At 45.2% G+C, this 21,169-nt stretch carries 24 protein-coding genes and 1 tRNA gene; 20 read left to right on the top strand and 5 right to left on the bottom strand.

Going from position 1 to position 21,169, the window contains the following annotated elements; all coding sequences use genetic code 11:
* A partial coding sequence (gene tkt, locus AB4329_RS18390) for a transketolase (protein ID WP_372138978.1) occupies window positions 1–1,567 on the bottom strand: 1,567 nt, incomplete at its 3' end.
* Window positions 1,568–1,922: 355 nt separating this feature from the next.
* Here tkt and metK point away from each other — a divergent pair.
* The 9 genes from metK to AB4329_RS18345 all read left to right on the top strand — a co-directional run bounded on the left by metK (window position 1,923) and on the right by AB4329_RS18345 (window position 8,952).
* The gene (gene metK, locus AB4329_RS18385; RefSeq protein WP_017062234.1) at window positions 1,923–3,077 is read left to right on the top strand and encodes a methionine adenosyltransferase; all 1,155 of its coding nucleotides are present in this window, start codon (window positions 1,923–1,925) and stop codon (window positions 3,075–3,077) included.
* A 368-nt stretch (window positions 3,078–3,445) separates the two neighbouring features.
* Window positions 3,446–4,243, top strand: coding sequence for a DUF2189 domain-containing protein (locus AB4329_RS18380; protein WP_017069586.1), 798 nt, complete (start codon window positions 3,446–3,448; stop codon window positions 4,241–4,243).
* An 80-nt stretch (window positions 4,244–4,323) separates the two neighbouring features.
* Window positions 4,324–4,824 (top strand): SprT family zinc-dependent metalloprotease, encoded by a 501-nt coding sequence (locus AB4329_RS18375; protein WP_372138977.1) that lies wholly within the window; start codon window positions 4,324–4,326, stop codon window positions 4,822–4,824.
* A gap of 151 nt (window positions 4,825–4,975) precedes the next feature.
* On the top strand, window positions 4,976–5,707 hold the full coding sequence (locus tag AB4329_RS18370; RefSeq protein WP_372138975.1) for an endonuclease: 732 nt from the start codon (window positions 4,976–4,978) through the stop codon (window positions 5,705–5,707).
* Window positions 5,708–5,860: 153 nt separating this feature from the next.
* Entirely contained in the window at window positions 5,861–6,592 is a 732-nt protein-coding gene (rsmE, locus tag AB4329_RS18365) for a 16S rRNA (uracil(1498)-N(3))-methyltransferase (protein ID WP_171369405.1), read from the top strand.
* A 9-nt stretch (window positions 6,593–6,601) separates the two neighbouring features.
* Entirely contained in the window at window positions 6,602–7,552 is a 951-nt protein-coding gene (gene gshB / locus AB4329_RS18360) for a glutathione synthase (RefSeq protein ID WP_054547450.1), read from the top strand.
* Between the two features lie 116 nt (window positions 7,553–7,668).
* On the top strand, window positions 7,669–8,232 hold the full coding sequence (locus AB4329_RS18355; protein WP_372138974.1) for a YqgE/AlgH family protein: 564 nt from the start codon (window positions 7,669–7,671) through the stop codon (window positions 8,230–8,232).
* Between the two features lie 60 nt (window positions 8,233–8,292).
* Window positions 8,293–8,715, top strand: coding sequence for a Holliday junction resolvase RuvX (gene ruvX / locus AB4329_RS18350; RefSeq protein ID WP_017062240.1), 423 nt, complete (start codon window positions 8,293–8,295; stop codon window positions 8,713–8,715).
* 99 nt (window positions 8,716–8,814) lie between these two features.
* Complete coding sequence (locus AB4329_RS18345; RefSeq protein WP_170791814.1) at window positions 8,815–8,952, top strand: hypothetical protein; 138 nt, start codon at window positions 8,815–8,817, stop codon at window positions 8,950–8,952.
* 74 nt (window positions 8,953–9,026) lie between these two features.
* Here AB4329_RS18345 and AB4329_RS18340 read toward each other — a convergent pair whose 3' ends face one another.
* Both AB4329_RS18340 and AB4329_RS18335 read right to left on the bottom strand, forming a co-directional pair.
* Window positions 9,027–10,136, bottom strand: a complete 1,110-nt coding sequence (locus AB4329_RS18340) for a PilT/PilU family type 4a pilus ATPase (protein ID WP_017062241.1) — start codon at window positions 10,134–10,136, stop codon at window positions 9,027–9,029.
* A 14-nt stretch (window positions 10,137–10,150) separates the two neighbouring features.
* On the bottom strand, window positions 10,151–11,188 hold the full coding sequence (locus tag AB4329_RS18335; protein ID WP_017062242.1) for a type IV pilus twitching motility protein PilT: 1,038 nt from the start codon (window positions 11,186–11,188) through the stop codon (window positions 10,151–10,153).
* A gap of 26 nt (window positions 11,189–11,214) precedes the next feature.
* Here AB4329_RS18335 and AB4329_RS18330 point away from each other — a divergent pair, with 26 nt between their 5' ends.
* From AB4329_RS18330 to hemW, 7 genes are all read left to right on the top strand, one after another.
* Complete coding sequence (locus tag AB4329_RS18330; protein ID WP_017062243.1) at window positions 11,215–11,919, top strand: YggS family pyridoxal phosphate-dependent enzyme; 705 nt, start codon at window positions 11,215–11,217, stop codon at window positions 11,917–11,919.
* 78 nt (window positions 11,920–11,997) lie between these two features.
* Entirely contained in the window at window positions 11,998–12,816 is an 819-nt protein-coding gene (gene proC, locus AB4329_RS18325) for a pyrroline-5-carboxylate reductase (RefSeq protein WP_017063196.1), read from the top strand.
* A 76-nt stretch (window positions 12,817–12,892) separates the two neighbouring features.
* The gene (locus tag AB4329_RS18320) at window positions 12,893–13,450 is read left to right on the top strand and encodes a YggT family protein (RefSeq protein WP_017067798.1); all 558 of its coding nucleotides are present in this window, start codon (window positions 12,893–12,895) and stop codon (window positions 13,448–13,450) included.
* A gap of 29 nt (window positions 13,451–13,479) precedes the next feature.
* Window positions 13,480–13,770 (top strand): DUF167 family protein YggU, encoded by a 291-nt coding sequence (gene yggU / locus AB4329_RS18315; RefSeq protein WP_017067797.1) that lies wholly within the window; start codon window positions 13,480–13,482, stop codon window positions 13,768–13,770.
* A 28-nt stretch (window positions 13,771–13,798) separates the two neighbouring features.
* A complete protein-coding gene (locus AB4329_RS18310; protein WP_017062246.1) occupies window positions 13,799–14,230 on the top strand; it encodes a DUF4426 domain-containing protein in 432 nt (143 codons plus the stop codon).
* 48 nt (window positions 14,231–14,278) lie between these two features.
* Complete coding sequence (locus AB4329_RS18305; RefSeq protein WP_017062247.1) at window positions 14,279–14,878, top strand: XTP/dITP diphosphatase; 600 nt, start codon at window positions 14,279–14,281, stop codon at window positions 14,876–14,878.
* Window positions 14,878–16,065 carry a radical SAM family heme chaperone HemW gene (hemW, locus tag AB4329_RS18300; protein ID WP_017067796.1) on the top strand — a complete coding sequence of 396 codons (1,188 nt, stop codon included), beginning with the start codon at window positions 14,878–14,880 and terminating at the stop codon, window positions 16,063–16,065. Before AB4329_RS18305 ends, hemW begins: the two co-directional genes overlap by 1 nt.
* Before the next feature lie 124 nt (window positions 16,066–16,189).
* Here the strand turns inward: hemW and glsB are convergent, their stop codons facing one another.
* Both glsB and trmB read right to left on the bottom strand, forming a co-directional pair.
* The gene (glsB, locus tag AB4329_RS18295) at window positions 16,190–17,110 is read right to left on the bottom strand and encodes a glutaminase B (RefSeq protein ID WP_372138973.1); all 921 of its coding nucleotides are present in this window, start codon (window positions 17,108–17,110) and stop codon (window positions 16,190–16,192) included.
* 350 nt (window positions 17,111–17,460) lie between these two features.
* Window positions 17,461–18,180: a tRNA (guanosine(46)-N7)-methyltransferase TrmB gene (gene trmB, locus AB4329_RS18290; RefSeq protein ID WP_017062250.1), complete on the bottom strand. Its 720-nt coding sequence runs from the start codon at window positions 18,178–18,180 to the stop codon at window positions 17,461–17,463.
* A gap of 165 nt (window positions 18,181–18,345) precedes the next feature.
* Here trmB and mutY point away from each other — a divergent pair, with 165 nt between their 5' ends.
* The 4 genes from mutY (at window position 18,346) to AB4329_RS18270 (ending at window position 21,090) form a co-directional block, all read left to right on the top strand.
* Window positions 18,346–19,407: an A/G-specific adenine glycosylase gene (gene mutY, locus AB4329_RS18285; RefSeq protein ID WP_017062251.1), complete on the top strand. Its 1,062-nt coding sequence runs from the start codon at window positions 18,346–18,348 to the stop codon at window positions 19,405–19,407.
* Between the two features lie 28 nt (window positions 19,408–19,435).
* On the top strand, window positions 19,436–19,708 hold the full coding sequence (locus AB4329_RS18280; RefSeq protein ID WP_010435637.1) for an oxidative damage protection protein: 273 nt from the start codon (window positions 19,436–19,438) through the stop codon (window positions 19,706–19,708).
* Window positions 19,709–19,777: 69 nt separating this feature from the next.
* Entirely contained in the window at window positions 19,778–20,911 is a 1,134-nt protein-coding gene (gene mltC, locus AB4329_RS18275) for a membrane-bound lytic murein transglycosylase MltC (protein WP_017062252.1), read from the top strand.
* Between the two features lie 103 nt (window positions 20,912–21,014).
* Window positions 21,015–21,090 (top strand) — tRNA-Phe (locus AB4329_RS18270).
* Window positions 21,091–21,169 lie beyond the last annotated feature (79 nt).

Raw genomic sequence — 21,169 nt, 5'->3', positions numbered from 1 at the left:
GGTTTTGACGAGAGAAGATTAAAGATGAAGGACCATCTTTACGCTCAATAGCCAGTTTCCAAGCAACAGCAGACTCAACTTGGTCACATGGGCGCCATGTGCTCATGTTTGGCGTTAGACGTAGAGAAGCGATCTGTTCAACCGGTTGGTGAGTAGGACCATCTTCGCCTAAGCCGATAGAGTCGTGCGTGTAAACTTGGATGTTCTGAACTTTCATCAGAGCAGCCATACGCATTGCGTTACGCGCGTATTCCATGAACATTAGGAACGTTGCGCCGTATGGTACGAAACCACCGTGCAGAGCGATGCCGTTCATGATAGCCGTCATACCGAATTCACGTACACCGTAGTGGATGTAGTTACCAGAGAAGTCAGTTGCTTCAAGAGACTTAGAGCCAGACCACATAGTTAGGTTGGAAGGCGCTAGGTCAGCAGAGCCGCCCATGAATTCTGGAAGCATTTGACCAAACGCTTCTAGAGCATTTTGAGATGCTTTACGTGAAGCAATGTTTGCAGGGTTAGCTTGAAGATCAGCAATGATTGCGTTTGCTTTCTCTTCCCATTGTGCTGGAAGTTCACCGTTAGTACGACGTTTGAATTCTGCTGCTAGCTCTGGGTAAGCCGCTGCGTATGCGTCAAACTTAGCATTCCACGCCGCTTCTTTTGCTGCGCCCGCTTCTTTCGCATTCCACTCAGCTGCGATATCTGCTGGGATTTCGAAAGGACCGTGTTCCCAACCAAGTGCTGCTTTAGTTGCTGTAATTTCATCAGCACCTAGTGGAGCGCCATGGCAGTCGTGCGTACCAGCTTTGTTTGGAGAACCAAAACCGATGATAGTTTTAGTACAGATAAGCGTTGGACGAGGGTCTGCTTTAGCTGCTTCGATAGCTGCATTGATTGCTTCCGGATCGTGACCGTCTACTGCTGGGATTACGTGCCAGCCGTATGCTTCAAAACGCTTAGGAGTATCGTCAGAGAACCAACCTTCCACTTCACCATCGATAGAGATACCGTTGTCATCCCAGAAAGCAACTAGCTTACCAAGACCTAGCGTACCAGCTAGTGAACATGCTTCGTGAGAGATACCTTCCATCAGACAGCCATCACCCATGAATGCATAAGTGTAGTGGTCTACGATGTCGTGGCCTTCTTTGTTGAACTGTGCAGCCAGTGCTTTCTCTGCCATTGCCATACCAACAGCGTTAGTGATGCCTTGACCTAGAGGACCCGTCGTTGTCTCGATACCAGGAGCGTAACCGTACTCTGGGTGACCAGGAGTCTTAGAGTGCAGTTGACGGAAGTTTTTCAGATCTTCAATTGAAAGCTCGTAGCCTGCAAGGTGAAGCAGAGAGTAAATCAACATTGAACCATGGCCGTTAGACAGGATAAAACGGTCGCGGTCAGCCCACTCTGGGTTTGCTGGGTTGTGGTTCAAGTGGCCACGCCAAAGAACTTCAGCGATGTCAGCCATACCCATAGGTGCGCCTGGGTGGCCTGAATTTGCTTGTTGAACACCGTCCATGCTAAGTGCGCGGATTGCATTGGCTAGATCTTTACGAGAAGGCATGTCTGCTCCTGGATACATAAGCGATTTAAAAAAGAGATAGTGCTAATGTTTTCATTTTAATTAGCGCGGGTATTCTCTCAAACGACTATTGCGACTGCAAACGTTTTACTGGCATTTTAACGGTCATTTTTCGCAATTTTCGAACATTTACATCACTTGGCAGTGGCTTATCTCAATCGATACGCAAACGATTAGTTATGACATATCATAAAAAAGAGCTTGTAATTCGACCGCTGGAATTTAGAATAGCCGTCTAGATGTAGAAACACCTACAAAATATACTGTATTTAATGGCGCGCTTCCTAGCTTGCGACGCCATAAACTATTTACACCAAAAACTAAAAGTGGAGCTCTCATGGCTAAGCACCTATTCACTTCTGAATCTGTTTCAGAAGGCCATCCAGATAAAATTGCAGACCAAATCTCTGATGCTGTTCTTGATGCCATCTTGGAACAAGATCCAAAAGCACGTGTTGCTTGTGAGACTTACGTTAAAACCGGCATGGTTATGGTTGGCGGTGAAGTAACAACGTCTGCATGGGTTGATATCGAAGAAATCACTCGTGAAACAGTACGTGAAATTGGTTACGTTCATTCTGATATGGGCTTTGACGCTGACTCTTGTGCTGTTCTAAACACAATTGGTAAGCAGTCTCCAGACATCAACCAAGGTGTTGATAAAGAAGACCCTAAAGAGCAAGGCGCAGGCGACCAAGGCATCATGTTTGGTTACGCGACTAACGAAACACCAATCCTAATGCCGGCTCCAATTACTTACTCTCACCTTCTTGTTAAGAAGCAAGCTGAAGTACGTAAGAGCGGTAAACTTGACTTCCTTCGCCCTGATGCGAAATCTCAAGTTACGTTCCAATACGACCAAGGTAAAATCGTTGGTATCGACGCTGTTGTTCTTTCGACTCAACACTGCGATTCAGTAACAACACCGGATCTACGTGAAGCAGTAATGGAAGAGATCATCAAACCAGTACTTCCTGCTGAGTGGATCAACAAAGACACTAACTTCTTCATCAACCCAACAGGCCGTTTCGTAATCGGTGGCCCAATGGGTGACTGTGGTCTAACAGGTCGTAAGATCATCGTTGATACCTACGGCGGCGCAGCTCGTCACGGTGGCGGTGCATTCTCTGGTAAAGATCCATCAAAAGTTGACCGTTCTGCAGCTTACGCGGCTCGTTACGTTGCGAAAAACATCGTTGCTGCTGGCATGGCTGACCGTTGTGAGATTCAACTGTCTTACGCTATCGGTGTTGCTGATCCAACATCTATCATGGTTGAAACGTTTGGTACTGAAAAAGTAGCTCACGAAATTATCATTGAAGCAGTTCGTCAAAACTTCGACCTACGTCCATACGGTCTTCAAGAGATGTTGAACCTTCTTCAGCCTATCTACAAGCAGACTGCTGCATACGGCCACTTCGGTCGTGAAGAGTTCCCTTGGGAAGCGACTGACAAAGCAGCAATCCTTGCGGACTTCGCTGGCCTAAAATAATTTAGCCACTGCGATTTGTTTCTTCAAAGCCCTTACTTCTTAGTAAGGGCTTTATTTTTATGTACTTACCTTACTTTCACTCGCCATTCTCTTCTCTAATGCCCTTCTTTACCGTTAACCACTTAGTATAAAAAACCGCTGATAATTTGTGTTTTCTAACACTACTGACAATAGTTAAGGTAACTCCTAAGAGATCAAGCTCACATTTAACTTAAATTAATTCAGCCTGATAACGCTCGTTAAATGCACGCTAGAACAAAAACTGGGATGACAAAGAGCAATTTAGCTCAACACCATAACTCTCACACAAGCCACATCGATGAGCCTTATGGAATTATAACTAGGACGTTATTTAACTAGGGGGATCTATGCCTCGTACCGCGCACCCATCCGAACTGAACGATAAAAAACACAAGGTCAGCGATAAGGATTACGCTCGCACCATTCCTTGTAACCAAATCAGTATTTCCGCACCCTTTCATTGGTTGTCGCTTGCTCTGCATGACTTAGTAAGAATGCCATTAATCAGCGCATTCTACGGTTTGTGCTTTATGGGAGCGGCAATCGCCATTGTTCAGCTTGTCCAATGGCAAGGAACACACTTGGTCGTAATGCCAAGCCTGATCGTGTACATGCTAATAGGGCCGTTTCTTGCTCTGGGCTTGTATGACGCAGCTTGGGAAAGAGAAAAAGGCCACAACGCAAGCCTACTGCACTCGATGAAAGCCATCACTCGCAACTCCACCCACCAATGGGCCTTTGCGATCGTATTGATGGTTGCGATGATATTCTGGATGCGTATCGCTGCGTTATTGCACGCGCTCTACCCTTCAGTGCAAGGCGCACCACTGGCTGAGTTCGCTCCCTTCTTAATTACGGGTTCTGTGATTGGTTTTGTTATCGCAAGCCTCATATTTAGCATCTCAGCATTTTCAATTCCGTTAATGATGGAGAGACGCGTTGATGTGATGAGCGCAATCTTCACTAGCTTCAATGCTGTGAAATCCAACATCCCAGCAATGGTGGTGTGGGCAAGTATTATTTGTGCCGGTATTCTGGTGGGATTTGCGACCTACGGCATTGGTATGATCGTCACCATGCCGCTACTTGGTTATGGTACGTGGCATGCCTATCACGAAATCATCAAGAAGAATCACCACCTATAAATTATCGCCGGAATAACGAGCAATGTTATGATGAGGCCTTAGCTTAAACGCTGAGGCCTTTTTTTTGGAGTTAACAACGTTTGTCTTACACCCCGCAACAACATCGAGCAAATAAGAAATTGGCCGAGTGCCTAGCTATCGCTAATCAACATTTCTCTCGTGAATTCCCATGCCCAACCATCACTTACAAGTTAAGAGGCAAAGCTGCGGGAAAGGCCTACCTTCAGCTCAATGAAATTAAGCTCAACCATGTACTCTTCGCAGAAAATGAGGATGCCTTCATTAACGAGGTGGTGCCTCATGAACTGGCACATCTGATCACACATCAAGTATTTGGACGAGTGAGACCTCACGGAAGTGAGTGGAAATACGTGATGGAAAAGGTATTCAACGTACCAGCCAAAACAACCCACAGTTTTGAGATCACCTCGGTGCAAGGGAAAACCTTTGAATACCGCTGCGACTGCACGGTTTACCCACTTTCGATTAGACGTCACAACAAGGTATTACGTAACCAATCAAGCTATCGTTGCCAACAGTGCAATCAAACCTTGGCCTTTACTGGCAAGCAACTCAGCTAACGCCCTATCACTCGCACGTGTCCAATTGAATAGCCAGCTCACTTTTCTTCAAGAAACTGCACTCCATCAACTAGATGATTGAAATGTAATGGAGAAATCTATCACTTGAGTGCTAGACTGATATTTATCATACTTTTATCAGTCTTTTTCTATGCACAAAACCACTCCAAAAGCATTTGGCCTATCGGTGTCTTTTTACTTAACGATAGCATTTGGCCTACTGGTAACCCAAAGCGTTTTCGCCGCTCCACCAAGTTCATTCTCCAAAGCAAAAAAAGAAGCAGTGAAGATTTACCTTGATCACCCGACTTCATTTTATTGTGGCTGTGACATTACTTGGAAAGACAAAAAGAAAGGCATTCCAGACCTTGATGGCTGTGGTTATCAAGTACGAAAACAGCAAAAACGGGCGAGTCGAATTGAGTGGGAACACGTAGTTCCAGCTTGGCAATTTGGCCACCAGCGTCAGTGCTGGCAAGACGGTGGGCGCAAGAATTGCACTCGTAATGACAAAGTATTCAAATCCATGGAAGCCGATCTTCACAACCTGACTCCGGCCATCGGCGAGGTTAACGGTGATCGCTCCAACTACAATTTCAGTCAGTGGAATGGCATGGATGGGGTGAGCTATGGTCAGTGTGAAATGCAGGTCAACTTCAAGCAACGTAAGGTGATGCCGCCAGACAGAGCAAAAGGCTCTATCGCACGAACTTATCTGTACATGAGCCAAGAGTATGGTTTCAAGCTATCTAAGCAGCAAACCAACCTGATGATGGCATGGAACAAGCAATTCCCTGTCGATGAGTGGGAGTGTACTCGTGATGAGCGTATCCATGCCATCCAAGGTAATCACAACCCATTTGTTTACCCAGCTTGTAAATAACGCCACTCGCATAACCCACATTCCTAACCGTCTCAAACAAGAGTTTCAGAATTGCCCCTGAAACTCTTGCTCTACCCTTGTTTTTTCAACTAAAAGCATCCATGTTAGGCAGAGACAAAATACCCAAATGATCATATTTATAGGTTTACCAGCATGAGAATCCCTCGTATCCATCACCCAGAACGCATTCACCAGTTAGGTTCTCTCGCTTTAGGCGAAGATGCCGCGGGTCATGTTGGTCGTGTCCTTCGCATGAAAGAAGGTCAAGAAGTTCTTCTATTTGATGGCAGTGGCGCTGAATTTCCGGCGACAATTACTGAGGTATCAAAGAAGAATGTCACTGTTGACGTGACTGAACGTATCGAGCGCAGCAGTGAATCTCCATTAGACTTACACTTGGGACAAGTGATCTCACGTGGTGACAAAATGGAGTTCACGATCCAAAAGTCGGTAGAGCTTGGTGTAAACACCATCACTCCTCTGATTTCAGAACGCTGCGGCGTTAAACTGGATGCTAAACGCTTCGAGAAAAAACTCGCGCAGTGGCAAAAAATTGCTATCGCGGCGTGTGAACAGTGTGGCCGTAACACGGTTCCAGTCATTCGCCCAATCATGCAACTTGAAGAGTGGTGTAGCGAACCGAGTGAAGCGTTAAAGCTGAACCTGCACCCTCGCGCAAAATACTCAATTAATACTCTTCCAGAACCTATCAGCAAGGTACGCCTATTGATCGGTCCTGAAGGTGGCTTGTCAGCTGAAGAAATCGGCATGACAGAACAATACAAATTTGAAGAGACGCTACTTGGCCCACGTGTACTTCGTACCGAGACAGCAGCTCTAACCGCAATTACTGCCTTACAAGTCCGTTTTGGCGATCTAGGCTAGGAGAAAAAAATGATCAAACTTGGCATCGTAATGGATCCAATTTCATCCATTAACATCAAAAAAGACTCTAGCTTTGCCATGATGCTTGAAGCTCAGCGTCGTGGTTACGAAATCCATTACATGGAAATGAATGATCTACACTTAGATCAAGGCGTAGCCATTGCTGACACTAAGGTTGTTGAACTAAAAGAAGATCCAAACGGTTGGTACGAGTTCAAGTCAGAACAGACTATCGCGCTATCTGATTTAGATGCAGTACTGATGCGTAAAGATCCCCCGTTTGATACTGAATACATCTACGCGACCTACATTCTTGAGCGTGCTGAAGAGAACGGCGCACTGATCGTAAACAAACCACAAAGCCTACGTGACTGTAACGAGAAATTGTTCACAGCTTGGTTCCCTGAGCTAACACCAACCACCATCGTGACTCGTAAAGCTGAAAAAATTAAAGCGTTCCGAGAAGAACACGGCGACGTGATTCTAAAACCACTTGATGGCATGGGCGGCGCGTCTATCTTCCGTGTGAAAGAAGGCGATCCAAACGTATCAGTTATTATTGAAACCTTGACCAACCACGGTCAGAACTACGCAATGGCACAAACTTTTGTTCCAGACATCAGCAATGGTGATAAGCGTATTCTTGTGGTTGACGGTGAGCCAATGCCTTACTGTCTAGCGCGTATTCCTGCAAAAGGGGAAACTCGAGGTAACCTTGCTGCTGGCGGTACAGGTGAAGCTCGTCCTCTAAGTGAAACAGACTGGGCTATCGCAAGAGCAGTTGCTCCAGCACTGAAAGAGAAAGGCTTAATCTTTGTTGGGCTTGATGTTATCGGCGACAAGCTGACTGAAATTAACGTGACTAGCCCTACTTGTATCCGTGAAATTGAAGCCGCTTTTGATATTTCAGTTACAGGTAAATTAATGGATGCAATTGAGCGTCGCGTTAACGCTAAATAGCCTAAACTAAAGAAAGCCTTAGCTATTCGAAAACACAGAAATATCTAGGCAAAGAACAATGAGCGGCTTTACGCCGCTCTTTTTCCTTTACTGGGAACACACTGGCAGGAGGCTCTATGAATTTAACGAACCACTTTCTGGTTGCTATGCCCGGAATGAAAGACCCATACTTTCAAAATTCGGTGATTTACCTTTGTGAGCACAATGACGAAGGCGCGATGGGTTTGATGATCAACGCCCCTATTGATGTCACTGTCGGTAGCATGCTTAAGCAAGTTGAGGTTGATTCTGATCAGCCAAAACCCAACCAAGCAAGTCTTGATAAGCCTGTATTGAATGGTGGACCGGTCGCAGAAGACCGTGGGTTTATTTTGCACAAACCTAAAGGCAACTATCAATCCAGTATCAGCATGACGGATCAAATCTCAGTGACAACCTCAAAAGATATCTTGATGGTGTTGGGCACAGAAGATGAGCCGATGAATTATTTAGTCGCACTTGGGTATGCAGGATGGGAACCCGGACAACTGGAAACAGAACTGACCGAGAACTCATGGTTAACCGTTGAAGCCGATCCGAAGGTCATCTTCGATACACCGATTTCTGACCGCTGGAAAGTCGCTGTACAGATGTTAGGCATTAATGCAACTCAGCTTTCAGCAGACGCTGGTCACGCCTAGCTCAAATCAACTAAGTAAAATAAACATACACTCTCAAACACAGATAAATTTGGAAACCCCATGTCACGAACAATTATGGCATTTGACTACGGTACAAAAAGTATCGGTAGTGCGATAGGACAAGAAATCACGGGCACCGCAAGCCCTCTAAAAGCTTTTAAAGCCAAAGATGGCATCCCAAATTGGGACGATATCGAAAAACAAATTAAGGAGTGGCAGCCGAACCTGATTGTAGTCGGCCTTCCTACCGACCTTCATGGTAAAGACTTAGCAACCATTACACCTAGAGCGAAGAAGTTCGCTAACCGCCTTAAAGGACGATTTGGTGTCGATGTTGAACTACATGATGAAAGACTCTCGACCACAGAAGCAAGAGCCGACCTTTTTGAAATGGGCGGCTATAAAGCGCTAAGCAAAGGCAATGTCGATAACCAGTCTGCAGTCGTCATTTTAGAGAGCTGGTTTGAAGCACAATATTCATAACGAAAATTAAGAGCTCAAAGATTAAACTCCTTTGTGATCCTATAATGATATTACGACGTAATGTCGAAGCAATTCATTATTAGGTAAGTGGGAGTTCACATGAAAATTTTTCTAGCAATCTTCGTAGCTCTAGCAATATCAGCATGCAGTTCGACAAGCTCCAATAATGCAGGTTATATGAATCATACTTCGACTGACGCAGACGTAATCAGCGAGCCTAAGAACAAGAAGCGTTGATAATACAGACGCAGTCGAACGATGAATATGATGAACGCCTGATTTTAACCTAGAATCAAATCAGGCGTTTTTTATCACCCCATATCTATCTTCACACCAGCCAACGCCCCAGTTCCGTAGTCGTCATCACCACGTCTAGTTTTGAGCATTAAGCGCAAGTCATTAGCAGAATCGGCACTGTGGAACGCATCCTCTTCGCTGATCTTGCCTGCTATCACTAAATCATACAAAGCTTGGTCAAAGGTCTGCATACCTATCTCTTTCGATTTAGCCATGGTTGCTTTCAGTTCGTGTAGTTCACCACGACGAATCAAGTCAGAAACACGAGGGCTATTCAGCAGAATCTCGAATACACCATGACGCCCGCTGCCATTCTTGTCGCGAATGAGTTGCTGAGCGACGACACCACGCAGGTTCATCGATAGGTCAAACAAGAACTGTTCTTTCTGCTCTTTCGGCACCAAATGAAGAATACGCTCTAGCGCTTGGTTAGCGTTATTGGCGTGCAAGGTTGCCATACACAAGTGACCCGTTTCAGCAAAGGTCATCGCGTATTCCATGGTCTCACGGCTACGGATTTCGCCAATCAAGATCATGTCTGGTGCTTGGCGTAGCGAGTTCTTAAGCGCGACTTCGTAACTCTCGGTGTCGAGCCCGACCTCACGCTGCGTCACGATGCACTTTTTATGTTCGTGCACAAATTCAATAGGGTCTTCAACCGTCAAGATATGTCCCGAGCGATTGGTGTTGCGATAGCCTGTCATTGCAGCCATTGAGGTCGATTTACCAGAGCCTGTCGCACCAACCACCAGTACAAGTCCGCGCTTAGCTATTGATAGGTCCTGTAGTACATCAGGAAGCTTTAGTTGCTCAAAGGTTGGGATGTTAGTCTCGATACGTCGAATGACCGCTCCAGGTAGCTCTCGCTGAAAGAATGCACTGACACGAAAACGACCAAAGTCACGCACAATCGCAAAATTAGCCTCACGCGTTTGCTGATATTCATCACGTCGGTCTTGTTCCATCATCGCATCAAGTAATTGAGCAACTTGAGCCGCATTCAGCTTCTCTCCTTGAGGGCGTAATTCACCATCCACACGAAAAAGGATTGGCGCATCAACCGTGATATAAAGATCCGATGCCTTTTGAGAAAGCATTCCCTCAAGGATTTGATTCAATTCCATTGTGTCCACCTTGATTAAAACATTGAGGTTTCAATTTCGATCTTTTTCTCGACCTCTTCCGAATCAACCAAGCCCTGCGCCATCAGCTGCTTCGCATTTTGTTCCATGGTCTGCATGCCGTGCGCTGCGCCCGTTTGAATGATCGAGTACATCTGCGCAACCTTATCTTCACGAATCAAGTTTCTGATCGCAGGTGTTGCCATCATGATTTCATGACACGCCACACGACCACCACCAACACGCTTTAGCAGCTTCTGGGCTATCACCGAGCGCAGTGATTCAGACAACATCGAACGAACCATATCTTTATCGCTACCTGGGAACACATCGATAATACGGTCGATCGTTTTAGCCGCAGAACTGGTGTGCAGAGTACCAAAGACCAAGTGACCCGTTTCTGCTGCGGTTAACGCTAAGCTAATCGTCTCTTGGTCACGAAGTTCACCAACCAGAATCACGTCTGGGTCTTCACGTAAGGCACTGCGCAGTGCCGCTTTAAAACTGTGAGTATCACGGTGAACTTCACGCTGGTTGACTAGGCATTTATTATTGGTGTGAACGAATTCAATCGGGTCTTCAATCGTCAGAATATGCTTATTGTGGTTGCGATTTACGTAATCAACCATCGCCGCAAGAGTCGTTGATTTACCAGAGCCAGTTGGACCAGTGACGAGCACTAACCCTTTTTCGTAGTTAGCAATCCTTTCGAAGATCTCAGGTGCACCTAACTGATCTAAAGTCGGGATTTCGACAGGGATAGTTCGAAAGACAGCTGAGCAGCCACGGGCTTGGTTAAACGCATTAACACGAAAGCGACCAACATTGGGTAATTCAAAAGAGAAGTCGACTTCCAGTTTTTCTTCAAACTCGCCGCGTTGTGAATCGCTCATGATCTCAAAAACCAAACGATGCACATCAGCATGACTCAAAGCTGGGATTCCAAGCTTCCTTACTTCACCATCTATACGTACCATTGGAGATACACCCGCAGAAAGATGTAGATCTGACGCGTTATGCTTTACACTAAAATCTAGTAACTCAGTGATATCCATTTATTTTCCCTTAAGTAAAGTCAGCTATGAGTAGTATTCAACAAAATATCGAACAAATCACCTCACAGATTCGTAGTGCTGAGCAAAAGTGCGGACGAGCTCCAGAGTCCGTGCAACTTTTAGCCGTCAGCAAAACTAAACCTATTGATGCGATTCTAGAAGCCGCACTCGGAGGCCAAGTTGCCTTTGGTGAAAACTATGTTCAAGAAGGTGTAGATAAAGTAAAACACTTTTCAGAACAACATTCTAACCTAAATTTAGAGTGGCATTTTATTGGTCCAATTCAATCCAATAAAACCCGCCCAATCGCGGAAAGCTTTCAATGGGTGCATTCCGTCGATCGCGATAAGATCGCACAAAGGCTTAATGATCAACGACCAAGCGAACTTCCACCTTTGCAAGTGTTGATTCAGGTAAACACCAGTGGTGAAGAGTCCAAATCTGGAACCTCAGAAGAGACAGTTTTTGCACTCGCGGAGTTGATTTCATCGCTCCCCAACCTCACCTTAAGAGGATTGATGTCGATTCCTGCAAACGTATCTGACTATCAATCTCAGCTTAATGCATTTTCTCAACTGGCAGAGCTTAAAGACAAGCTAGCCGCGAAGTATTCAGACATTGATACCCTTTCGATGGGGATGAGTGGTGATATGGATGCAGCAGTTGAGGCTGGTAGCACAATGGTTCGTATTGGAACAGCTATTTTCGGCGCTCGTGATTACGCGAAATAGCCGTAGTAAGTAACGACAAGTACAAGTATTGATACCGCTTCGCCTTATCCGCGCAGCGACACGCTCAGGATTTTATATATGGTACATAAGAACATCGCCTTTATTGGGGCGGGAAACATGGTTCGCTCAATTGTAGCTGGCTTAGTTGCTAGTGGTTACCCAGCGCAAAAGATTACTGCGACAGCACCTTCAGAAACCAGAAGGCTGCCGTTAGAACAAGAATACGGCATCAATACCACCAGCGATAATATTGCAGCAGCTGAAAAAGCAGACGTTGTTGTGTTATCCGTGAAGCCACAAATGATGGCTGATGTATGTAAACCCTTACAAGATATCGACTTCAGCAACAAACTGGTTATCTCAATTGCCGCGGGTATTAATGCGAATCGACTTAATGAGATGTTAAACTGCCAACTGAACCTTGTTCGTGTGATGCCAAACACGCCATCACTGCTTGGTAAAGGGATGAGTGGTCTTTATGCCGATGCAACTGTCAGCCAAGATGATAAAGACTTTGCTTCTCAGCTGATGCAAGCTGTTGGTGAAGTAAGTTGGGTTGAACAAGAGTCTGGAATCAACAACATCATTGCGGCGGCGGGTAGCGCTCCGGCTTACTTCTTCCTGTTTATGGAAGCGATGCAAGCTGAAGCAATCAAGCAAGGTTTTGACCAAGAAACCGCTCGTAAGCTAGTGCAGCAGTCTGCATTAGGCGCGGCAGAGATGGTGGTAGCAAACCAAGATACTGAATTATCAACACTGCGTGAACAAGTGACATCCAAAGGCGGCACGACCGCAGAAGCACTACGCACGTTTAACGAACATCAACTATCAGACATCGTAGCAAAAGCCATGCAAGCGGCGGTTGCTCGAGCTGAAGAGATGGAAAAACTGTTTTAGTACCAATCAAGGTAAACAAGCATTTTGCCGCTCTGGTTATATCTAAGCGACAAGTAAATCCGAAAAAGGAAACAATATGAACTCGATGAGCTTTCTGATCTCGACCGTTTTTGATCTTTACATCATGGTTGTGATCTTGCGTATCTGGCTACAAGCATCACGTGCAGATTTCTACAACCCATTCTCACAATTCATCGTAAAAGCGACACAACCGGTTGTTGCCCCACTACGCCGAGTTATTCCATCAATCGGCAGCCTTGATCTAGCGACCGTTGTTTTCGCTTATGTGCTGTGTGTACTTAAGTTCGTTGCTCTAAACCTGATTATCTCTGGCGGCGCTGCCGTTTTCGATATTAGCTTCCTTATCTTTGGTGCACTGTCTCTGCTCAAAGCGGCTGGTGGTTTGATCTTCTGGGTTCTACTTATCCGTGCAATCCTAAGCTGGGTAAGCCAAGGTCGTAGTCCAATCGAGTACGTATTCCATCAACTGACTGAACCAATGCTAGTGCCTATCCGCCGTATCCTTCCGGACATGGGTGGTTTCGACCTAAGTGTACTGGTTCTGTTCATTGTTCTGCAATTTGCGAACTTCCTAATGGGCGACATGATTGGCCCTATTTGGTATCAGCTATAATTCAAGTACAAACATCAGGTACTTTGACGATGCCAAAAGCGGTTTGGGCCGAGGAAGACGATATTCTTCTTAGGCTCTATATCCAACCCAAAGCAAGCCGAGACAAAATTGTCGGCTTGCACGGTCAGGAACTGAAAATTGCCATTACTGCACCACCGGTTGATGGCAAAGCCAATGCCCATTTAGCGAAATACCTTGCGAAACAGTTTAAGGTCGCAAAAGGGCAAATTAAGATAGAAAAGGGAGATCTCGGTAGGCACAAGCAAGTTCGAATATGCTCGCCAAGCCAAATCCCAACTGAAGTCAAAGCCATCCTATGATGGCTTTTTGCTATTTATTGGAGTCATTATGCGTTTATGGATAACAGCACTACTCACCGCTCTTGTTGCCTTACCAAGCTCAGCAGGGCAATTTAAGAACATTAAGGATGTCGAGGTTCATTACTCGGCTTTTAATTCCACGTTCTTAACTTCGCAAGTCGCTAAGCAATACAAACTTAAGCGAAATGGATACTCAGCAATCCTCAACATCAGCGTGTTAGACAAGGCTTCTCTAGGCAAGCCTGCGACAACGGCTAAAATTACGGGAACAGCGAAGAACCTCGTTGGAAACACCCGTACTTTGAAGTTTCGAGAAATCAAAGAAGGCGATGCGATTTATTACCTTGCTGAGTTCCCCGTAACTCACGAAGAAAACATCACCTTCGACATCGATGTGAACGCAGGCCTAAAAGGCACTGGTCCACTGCGTTTCACACAGAAATTCTATATAGAAGAGTAAGCTCAAACCTTACTTTTCATTTATTAACTTATTTAGAGCTACATTCCCATGAGTAAGATTGTTTTAGCAACAGGCAACCAAGGTAAAGTTCGCGAGATGGCAGATATTCTGTCTGAGTTTGGTTTTGACGTTGTCGCGCAAAGTGAATTTAACGTTTCAGAAGTCGCTGAAACAGGAACGACTTTCATTGAAAATGCCATCATCAAAGCTCGCCACGCAGCGAAAGAAACAGGGCTGCCAGCCATTGCTGACGACTCAGGTTTAGAGGTTGATTACTTAAATGGTGCGCCAGGTATCTATTCAGCGCGTTACTCAGGTGAAGGGGCAACCGATAAGCAGAACATCAAAAAACTATTAGATGCGATGCAAGGTGTCGAAACTGAAAAGCGTACTGCGCGTTTCCACTGTGTGTTGGTGCTAATGCGTCACGAGAATGATCCAACACCTCTAGTGTGTCACGGTAAATGGGAAGGTCGTATTCTTACTGAAGAACACGGTGAGAATGGCTTTGGCTACGATCCTGTGTTCTTTGTACCAGAAGATAACTGCGCCTCAGCAGAGCTTGAATCTTCGCGTAAGAAGCAACTATCACACCGTGGTAAAGCGCTTGCGTCACTATTCAAGACTCTCAAGGAGCAAGCTCTGTAATGCACAATGCAGCGCTAATACCACCCGCACTTAGCCTCTATGTACACATCCCATGGTGTGTACAAAAGTGTCCGTATTGTGATTTTAACTCTCACGCTCTGAAAGCCGAGATCCCTGAAAAAGAGTACATCGATGCACTGCTTGAGGATCTCGATACTGATATCGAAAAATATCAGCTCAATGGTATGCCTCGCCCACTGCATTCGATCTTTATTGGTGGCGGTACCCCAAGCCTGTTTTCTCCTGAAGGAATTGGCCGATTGTTACAAGGCATTGAACAGCGCATCCCGTTCAAACCTGAAATAGAAATCACCATGGAAGCCAACCCGGGAACTATCGAAGCTGAGCGTTTTGCAGGTTACCAAAAGGCAGGCATTACTCGAATCTCGGTGGGTGTGCAAAGTTTTGAGCAAGAGAAACTGGAAAGACTTGGGCGTATTCATGGTCAAGATGAAGCGGTAAATGCTGCTCATTTAGCGCATAAGATTGGATTGAATAGTTTCAATTTAGACTTAATGCACGGCTTACCCGAACAGAGTATTGAACAAGCGTTGGCTGATTTGGATAAAGCGATAGAACTCGACCCTCCGCACTTATCTTGGTATCAGCTAACAATAGAACCTAACACCATGTTCTATTACAAAACACCAACGCTGCCTGATGATGATGACCTTTGGGATATCTTCGACCTAGGCCATAAGAAGCTCGCAGACGCAGGGTATGTGCAGTACGAAATTTCAGGCTACAGCAAGCCGGGATATCAGTGCCAACATAACCTCAACTACTGGCGCTTTGGTGACTATCTAGGTATTGGCTGTGGCTCTCATGGCAAGCTGAGCTTTACAGATGGACGCATTGTTCGTACCACTAAGGTTAAGCACCCTAGAGGCTATCTAGCTGCGTACCAAAACATGGTAAAACCTTATCTATCAGATGAATTTGAAGTGCCGAATGAAGACCGCCCTTTTGAATTTTTCATGAACCGCTTTAGGTTAATGGAAGCATGTCCAAAGCAGGATTTCATTGATACGACAGGGCTTGGTTTTGACTCGATTCAAAAAACGATTGAATGGGCAAAAGAGCTAGGCTACTTGAAGGAAACCGACACTCACTGGCAGATCACTGAAAAAGGAAAGCTGTTTCTCAATGATCTGTTAGAAGCCTTTATGGCAGAAGAAGACGAGTAGTTCGAGATTCGAGATTCGAGAAGCATTGCGTAAGGGTTGGCTTTAGGGTCAACCCTTTTTGTTTTATAGCCCTCTCTCGGAGCGAAGCGTTCTATAGGACAACGTCCGTGCTCGAATCTTTCTCTTAGAAAATAGAACGACCAATTCGCTCTGAAAGCAACTCTAGAGCCTTAGTACCTGCGAGCGAGTTGCCAGAAGGATCAAGCTCTGGAGACCACACCGCAATCGTCATTTCGCCAGGAACGATAGCAATAATACCGCCACCAACGCCCGATTTTCCTGGCATACCAACACGGTAGGCAAACTCACCAGCCCCATCGTACAAGCCACACGTCGCAAGCAAAGCATTCAACTGCTTGGTTTGAACTGGCGTGATGATCTCTTTCTTGGTTTGAACCGACACGCCTTTGTTTGCTAAATAGCTAAAGGTTTTTGCCAAATCCACACACGTCATTTTAAGCGCACAAGCATGGAAGTAGTTATTCAGAACTGGGATAACATCATTCTCAAAATTACCAAATGAACGCATCAAATAAGCAATGGCAGCATTACGATCGCTGTGCATCATTTCTGAAGCCGCTACTACCTTGTCGTACACAATATGAGTATCGCCCGATAACTGACGTACAAACTCCAATAAACGCTGTCTTGGTGCTGACAAGCGGCTTTGTAGTAGGTCTGCAACAACAATTGCACCAGCATTGATGAACGGGTTACGAGGAATCCCATACTCCATCTCAAGCTGAATCATCGAGTTAAAGGCTTGACCAGAAGGCTCTTTGCCTACTCTTTGCCAAATCTCTTCAGGCTTATATAGCACCATAGCTAGCGTCAGGCTCAAGGCTTTAGAAATAGATTGCACAGAAAATGCTTCTTCAGCATCGCCTGCTTTAATCACCTCACCTTCATTGGTGTATACCGCGATCGCCAGTTTCTGGTTCGATACGCGAGCCAGTGCAGGGATATAATCAGCGACCTTTCCCTGTCCAATTAAAGGACGAACTTCGTCTAAGATCTCGGCCAAAATAGCTTGAGTTGGTTTCATGTGCGCTTACTTCTATATTGTTATTTTTGTAGGGGGTGTAACATATACCAATCGTAGTAAATAACTGCTCACTCTAGCTTGTTAAAATGCTCGATAACTGCGTTAGAATTTTTGATTGTAGAGTAACTACTTATCGAAAAATGCTGCCTTGTTCTCAAGCCTTTTTCCTACGCTATTTCTGATCACTTACTTACTGTGATTGGTATTACTTTCTGTCGTTAAGCCTTTACTGAAATAAAAGCCTAAGGACAAAAAAGCCAACATTACAATAATGTTGGCTTTAATCAATCCCATAAAGTGTAGGGGTTAAACCCTAAGTCGGATTACCCTTCACTTAATTTGATTCGAAGTTACTTAGTACGCTTGAACTTAATGTCCCAAACACCATGACCTAAACGGTGGCCACGCGCTTCAAACTTAGTTAGCGGGCGCTCATCCGGACGAGGGATGTAATCACCATCTTCAGCGATGTTTTCGAAGCCTGGAGCTACGTTCATCACTTCAATCATATGTTCTGCGTAGTTTTCCCAGTCTGTTGCCATGTGGAAAACACCAGTATCAAGTTGAAGCTTGCCGCGAACCATCTCTGCAAACTCAGCCTTAACGATACGACGTTTATGGTGACGAGCTTTGTGCCATGGGTCAGGGAAGAACAGTTGCAGAGTATGCAGGCTGCTATCTGGGATCATGTGTTCAAATACTTCTACAGCATCGTGACACATTACACGCAGGTTAGTTACGCCAGCATCGCGAGCTGTACCTAAACACGCACCAACACCCGGGCTATGAACTTCAATACCTAAGAAGTTTTTCTCAGGTGCGTTCTTTGCCATTTCAACCAGTGATGCACCCATACCGAAGCCAATCTCTAGTACAACCGGGTTATCGTTGCCAAATACTTCTTTCCAGTTAAGAAGCTCTGGGTTGTAGTCGATACCCATTGTTGGCCAACATTCATTCATCGCGTTCTCTTGGCCTTTTGTTAAGCGGCCTTCGCGGCGAACAAAGCTACGGATCTTACGAACCAGTTTGCCGTCTTCAGTATATTCGTTAGTGGTCACTTCACTCATTGATTTTTGCCTGCACATTGATTAATCAAAGCGGGGATTATCCAAAGAATTGCCTCCGGTGCAAGTCTTTCCGTGGATAAATTCCCACACAATTTGTCTGTTTTACATCCAACGTTAAGTGTGGTGCAATTTCGCTTCTAATAATAGCAAAGCATAGAGCATGTCGTGACTCCTTTCGCAACCGCCATATTAAAGTGGTATGACGCCTACGGGCGTAAAGAATTGCCTTGGCAACAAAACAAAACCGCCTACACCGTTTGGCTATCTGAAATCATGCTTCAGCAGACTCAGGTTGCTACGGTGATTCCATACTACCAACGCTTCTTAGAACGCTTTCCAACGGTTATCGACCTAGCGAACGCCGAACAAGATGAGGTACTCCACTTATGGACAGGGCTTGGTTATTACGCACGAGCTCGCAATCTACATAAAGCAGCCAAGATCGTTGCTGAGCGATATGGTGGTGAATTTCCGCTGTCTATCGAAGAGATGAACGCGCTACCGGGGATTGGTCGCTCAACAGCAGCAGCCGTCTTATCATCGGTTCATAAACTTCCTCATGCGATTCTTGATGGCAATGTAAAACGAACGCTTGCGAGAAGTTTTGCCGTTGAAGGTTGGCCGGGGCAAAAGAAAGTCGAAAACCAGCTTTGGGAACACGCCGAAGCACATACTCCGAACAAAGATGTCGATAAGTACAACCAAGCAATGATGGACATGGGTGCCATGGTTTGTACCCGTAGCAAGCCTAAGTGCACCTTGTGCCCGATTGAAAGCATGTGTGAGGCCAAGAAGCTCGATAGACAGCTCGACTTCCCTGGCAAAAAGCCTAAGAAAGAAAAGCCAGTAAAAGACACATGGTTTGTGATTCTGTATCACGACAACCAAGTGTGGCTCGAACAGCGCCCTCAATCTGGTATCTGGGGCGGATTGTTTTGTTTCCCTCAAAATGAAAACGCAGAGATCGAACATCAACTAGATCTTCGTTCGATCAAAGACACTCAAACCAATTCGATCAAGACCATGATTGCGTTTAGACACACTTTCAGCCACTACCACTTAGATATCACGCCAGTATTGGTGAAATTAGATAAACAACCAGATTTGATAATGGAAGGGACTAAAGGTCTCTGGTATAACTTATCAAAACCGGAAGAAATTGGCCTAGCCGCTCCTGTAAAGCAGCTTATTGAGAGCCTACCCTTTGAACTGAACGACGACGTTTGAATCAACGAACGCGATAAGAGGAACCACTATGAGCCGCACTGTATTTTGTGCTCGCCTTCAAAAAGATGCTGAAGGCCTAGATTTTCAACTTTACCCAGGTGACTTAGGTAAGCGTATCTTTGACAACGTGTCTAAAGAAGCTTGGGGACAATGGCAAAGCAAGCAAACTATGCTTATCAATGAAAAGAAGCTAAACATGATGGATCCTGAGCATCGTAAACTTCTTGAAACTGAGATGGTTAACTTCCTTTTCGAAGGTAAAGATGTCGTAATTGATGGTTATACTCCACCAAGCGAATAAGACATTTATTTAAGCAATTTTTAATGACATCATGGTTAACGCTGCGATGTCATTTTTGTATGAGGAACTATGAAAAAGCTAAGTTACTTCCTAACAGCCATGTTATTAACTGGCTGCAGCCGTGAATTTGTCGAAAGCATTTATGATGTCAATTACGAGCCAACCAACCGGTTTGTGAAGAATTTAGCTGAGCTACCCGGACAATTTGAAAAAGATACCGGGGCGCTAGATTCATTAATAGATAGCTTTTCAGGCAACATTCAAAAACGTTGGGGTAGCAGTGAAATCAAGATGGCAGGTAAGAGTAACTATGTGAAATACATAGATAATTACTTAAGTCGTTCAGAAGTGAATTTTAGCCAAGGCCTGATAACGGTGGAAACGGTTTCCTCTACCGAACCGAAAAAACACCTCAAAAATGCGATCATGACGACCCTTTTGACGCCAGATGATCCGGCGCATGTCGATCTATTCTCTTCTAAAAGCATCAAGCTAGAAGGCAAACCTTTCCTCTATAATCAGGTTGTAGACCAAGAAAAAAAGCCCATTCAATGGACTTGGCGAGCGAACCAGTTTGCGGATTACCTGATCGCGAATAACCTAAAAACCAAAGAAGTCGACTTTAAAAAAGCCTACTACGTTGAAATCCCAATGGTGGCCGACCACGCTAGCCAGCGTAGTTATCAATATGCCGACATCGTTCGACGAGCGTCTCAGCGTTATGACATCCCTGAAGATTTAATCTACGCTATCATCAAGACAGAGAGTAGCTTCAACCCGTACGCCGTAAGCTGGGCTAATGCTTATGGTCTTATGCAGGTGGTACCTAAAACCGCTGGTCGAGATGTATTTGAACACGTCAAAAAGAAACCTGGTGAACCAAGCCCTGAGTACTTATTCAATCCAGAAAACAACATTGATGCTGGCACCGCATACTTTTACATCCTTAAAAATCGTTATTTGAAAGACGTAAAAAACCCATTAACGCTTGAATACAGTATGATTTCAGCCTATAACGGCGGTACTGGTGGCGTACTCAATACCTTCAGTAAGGACAGAAAGCGAGCAATGCAAGACTTAAACTCGCTGCAACCGAGCCAAGCCTACTGGGCGCTTACCAAGAAGCATCCAAATAAAGAGTCGCGCCGATACCTCGAAAAAGTAACGCAATTCAAAAAAGAATTTAACCAAGGTAAAACATAACCCTCACTTTTGAATAAAAAAACAACGAACGAACGGTTTTTTTAGTTATTTTCAAAAAAGGAGTTGACGGTTATGCAGAAAATCCGTTTAATAGCGCTCCGTTGCCCGGATAGCTCAGTCGGTAGAGCAGAGGATTGAAAATCCTCGTGTCGGTGGTTCGATTCCGCCTCCGGGCACCACAATTTGATTTGTTGGTGTCAACACTCTTTAACAGGGAGTAACAACACGGACAAAAGCATAAAGAATTTAGTGTGCCGA

The sequence above is a fragment of the Vibrio sp. 10N.261.54.A5 genome, from assembly GCF_041471145.1.
Lineage (GTDB): Bacteria > Pseudomonadota > Gammaproteobacteria > Enterobacterales > Vibrionaceae > Vibrio > Vibrio crassostreae_C.
This window is presented reverse-complemented; position numbering and strand designations above follow the sequence as displayed.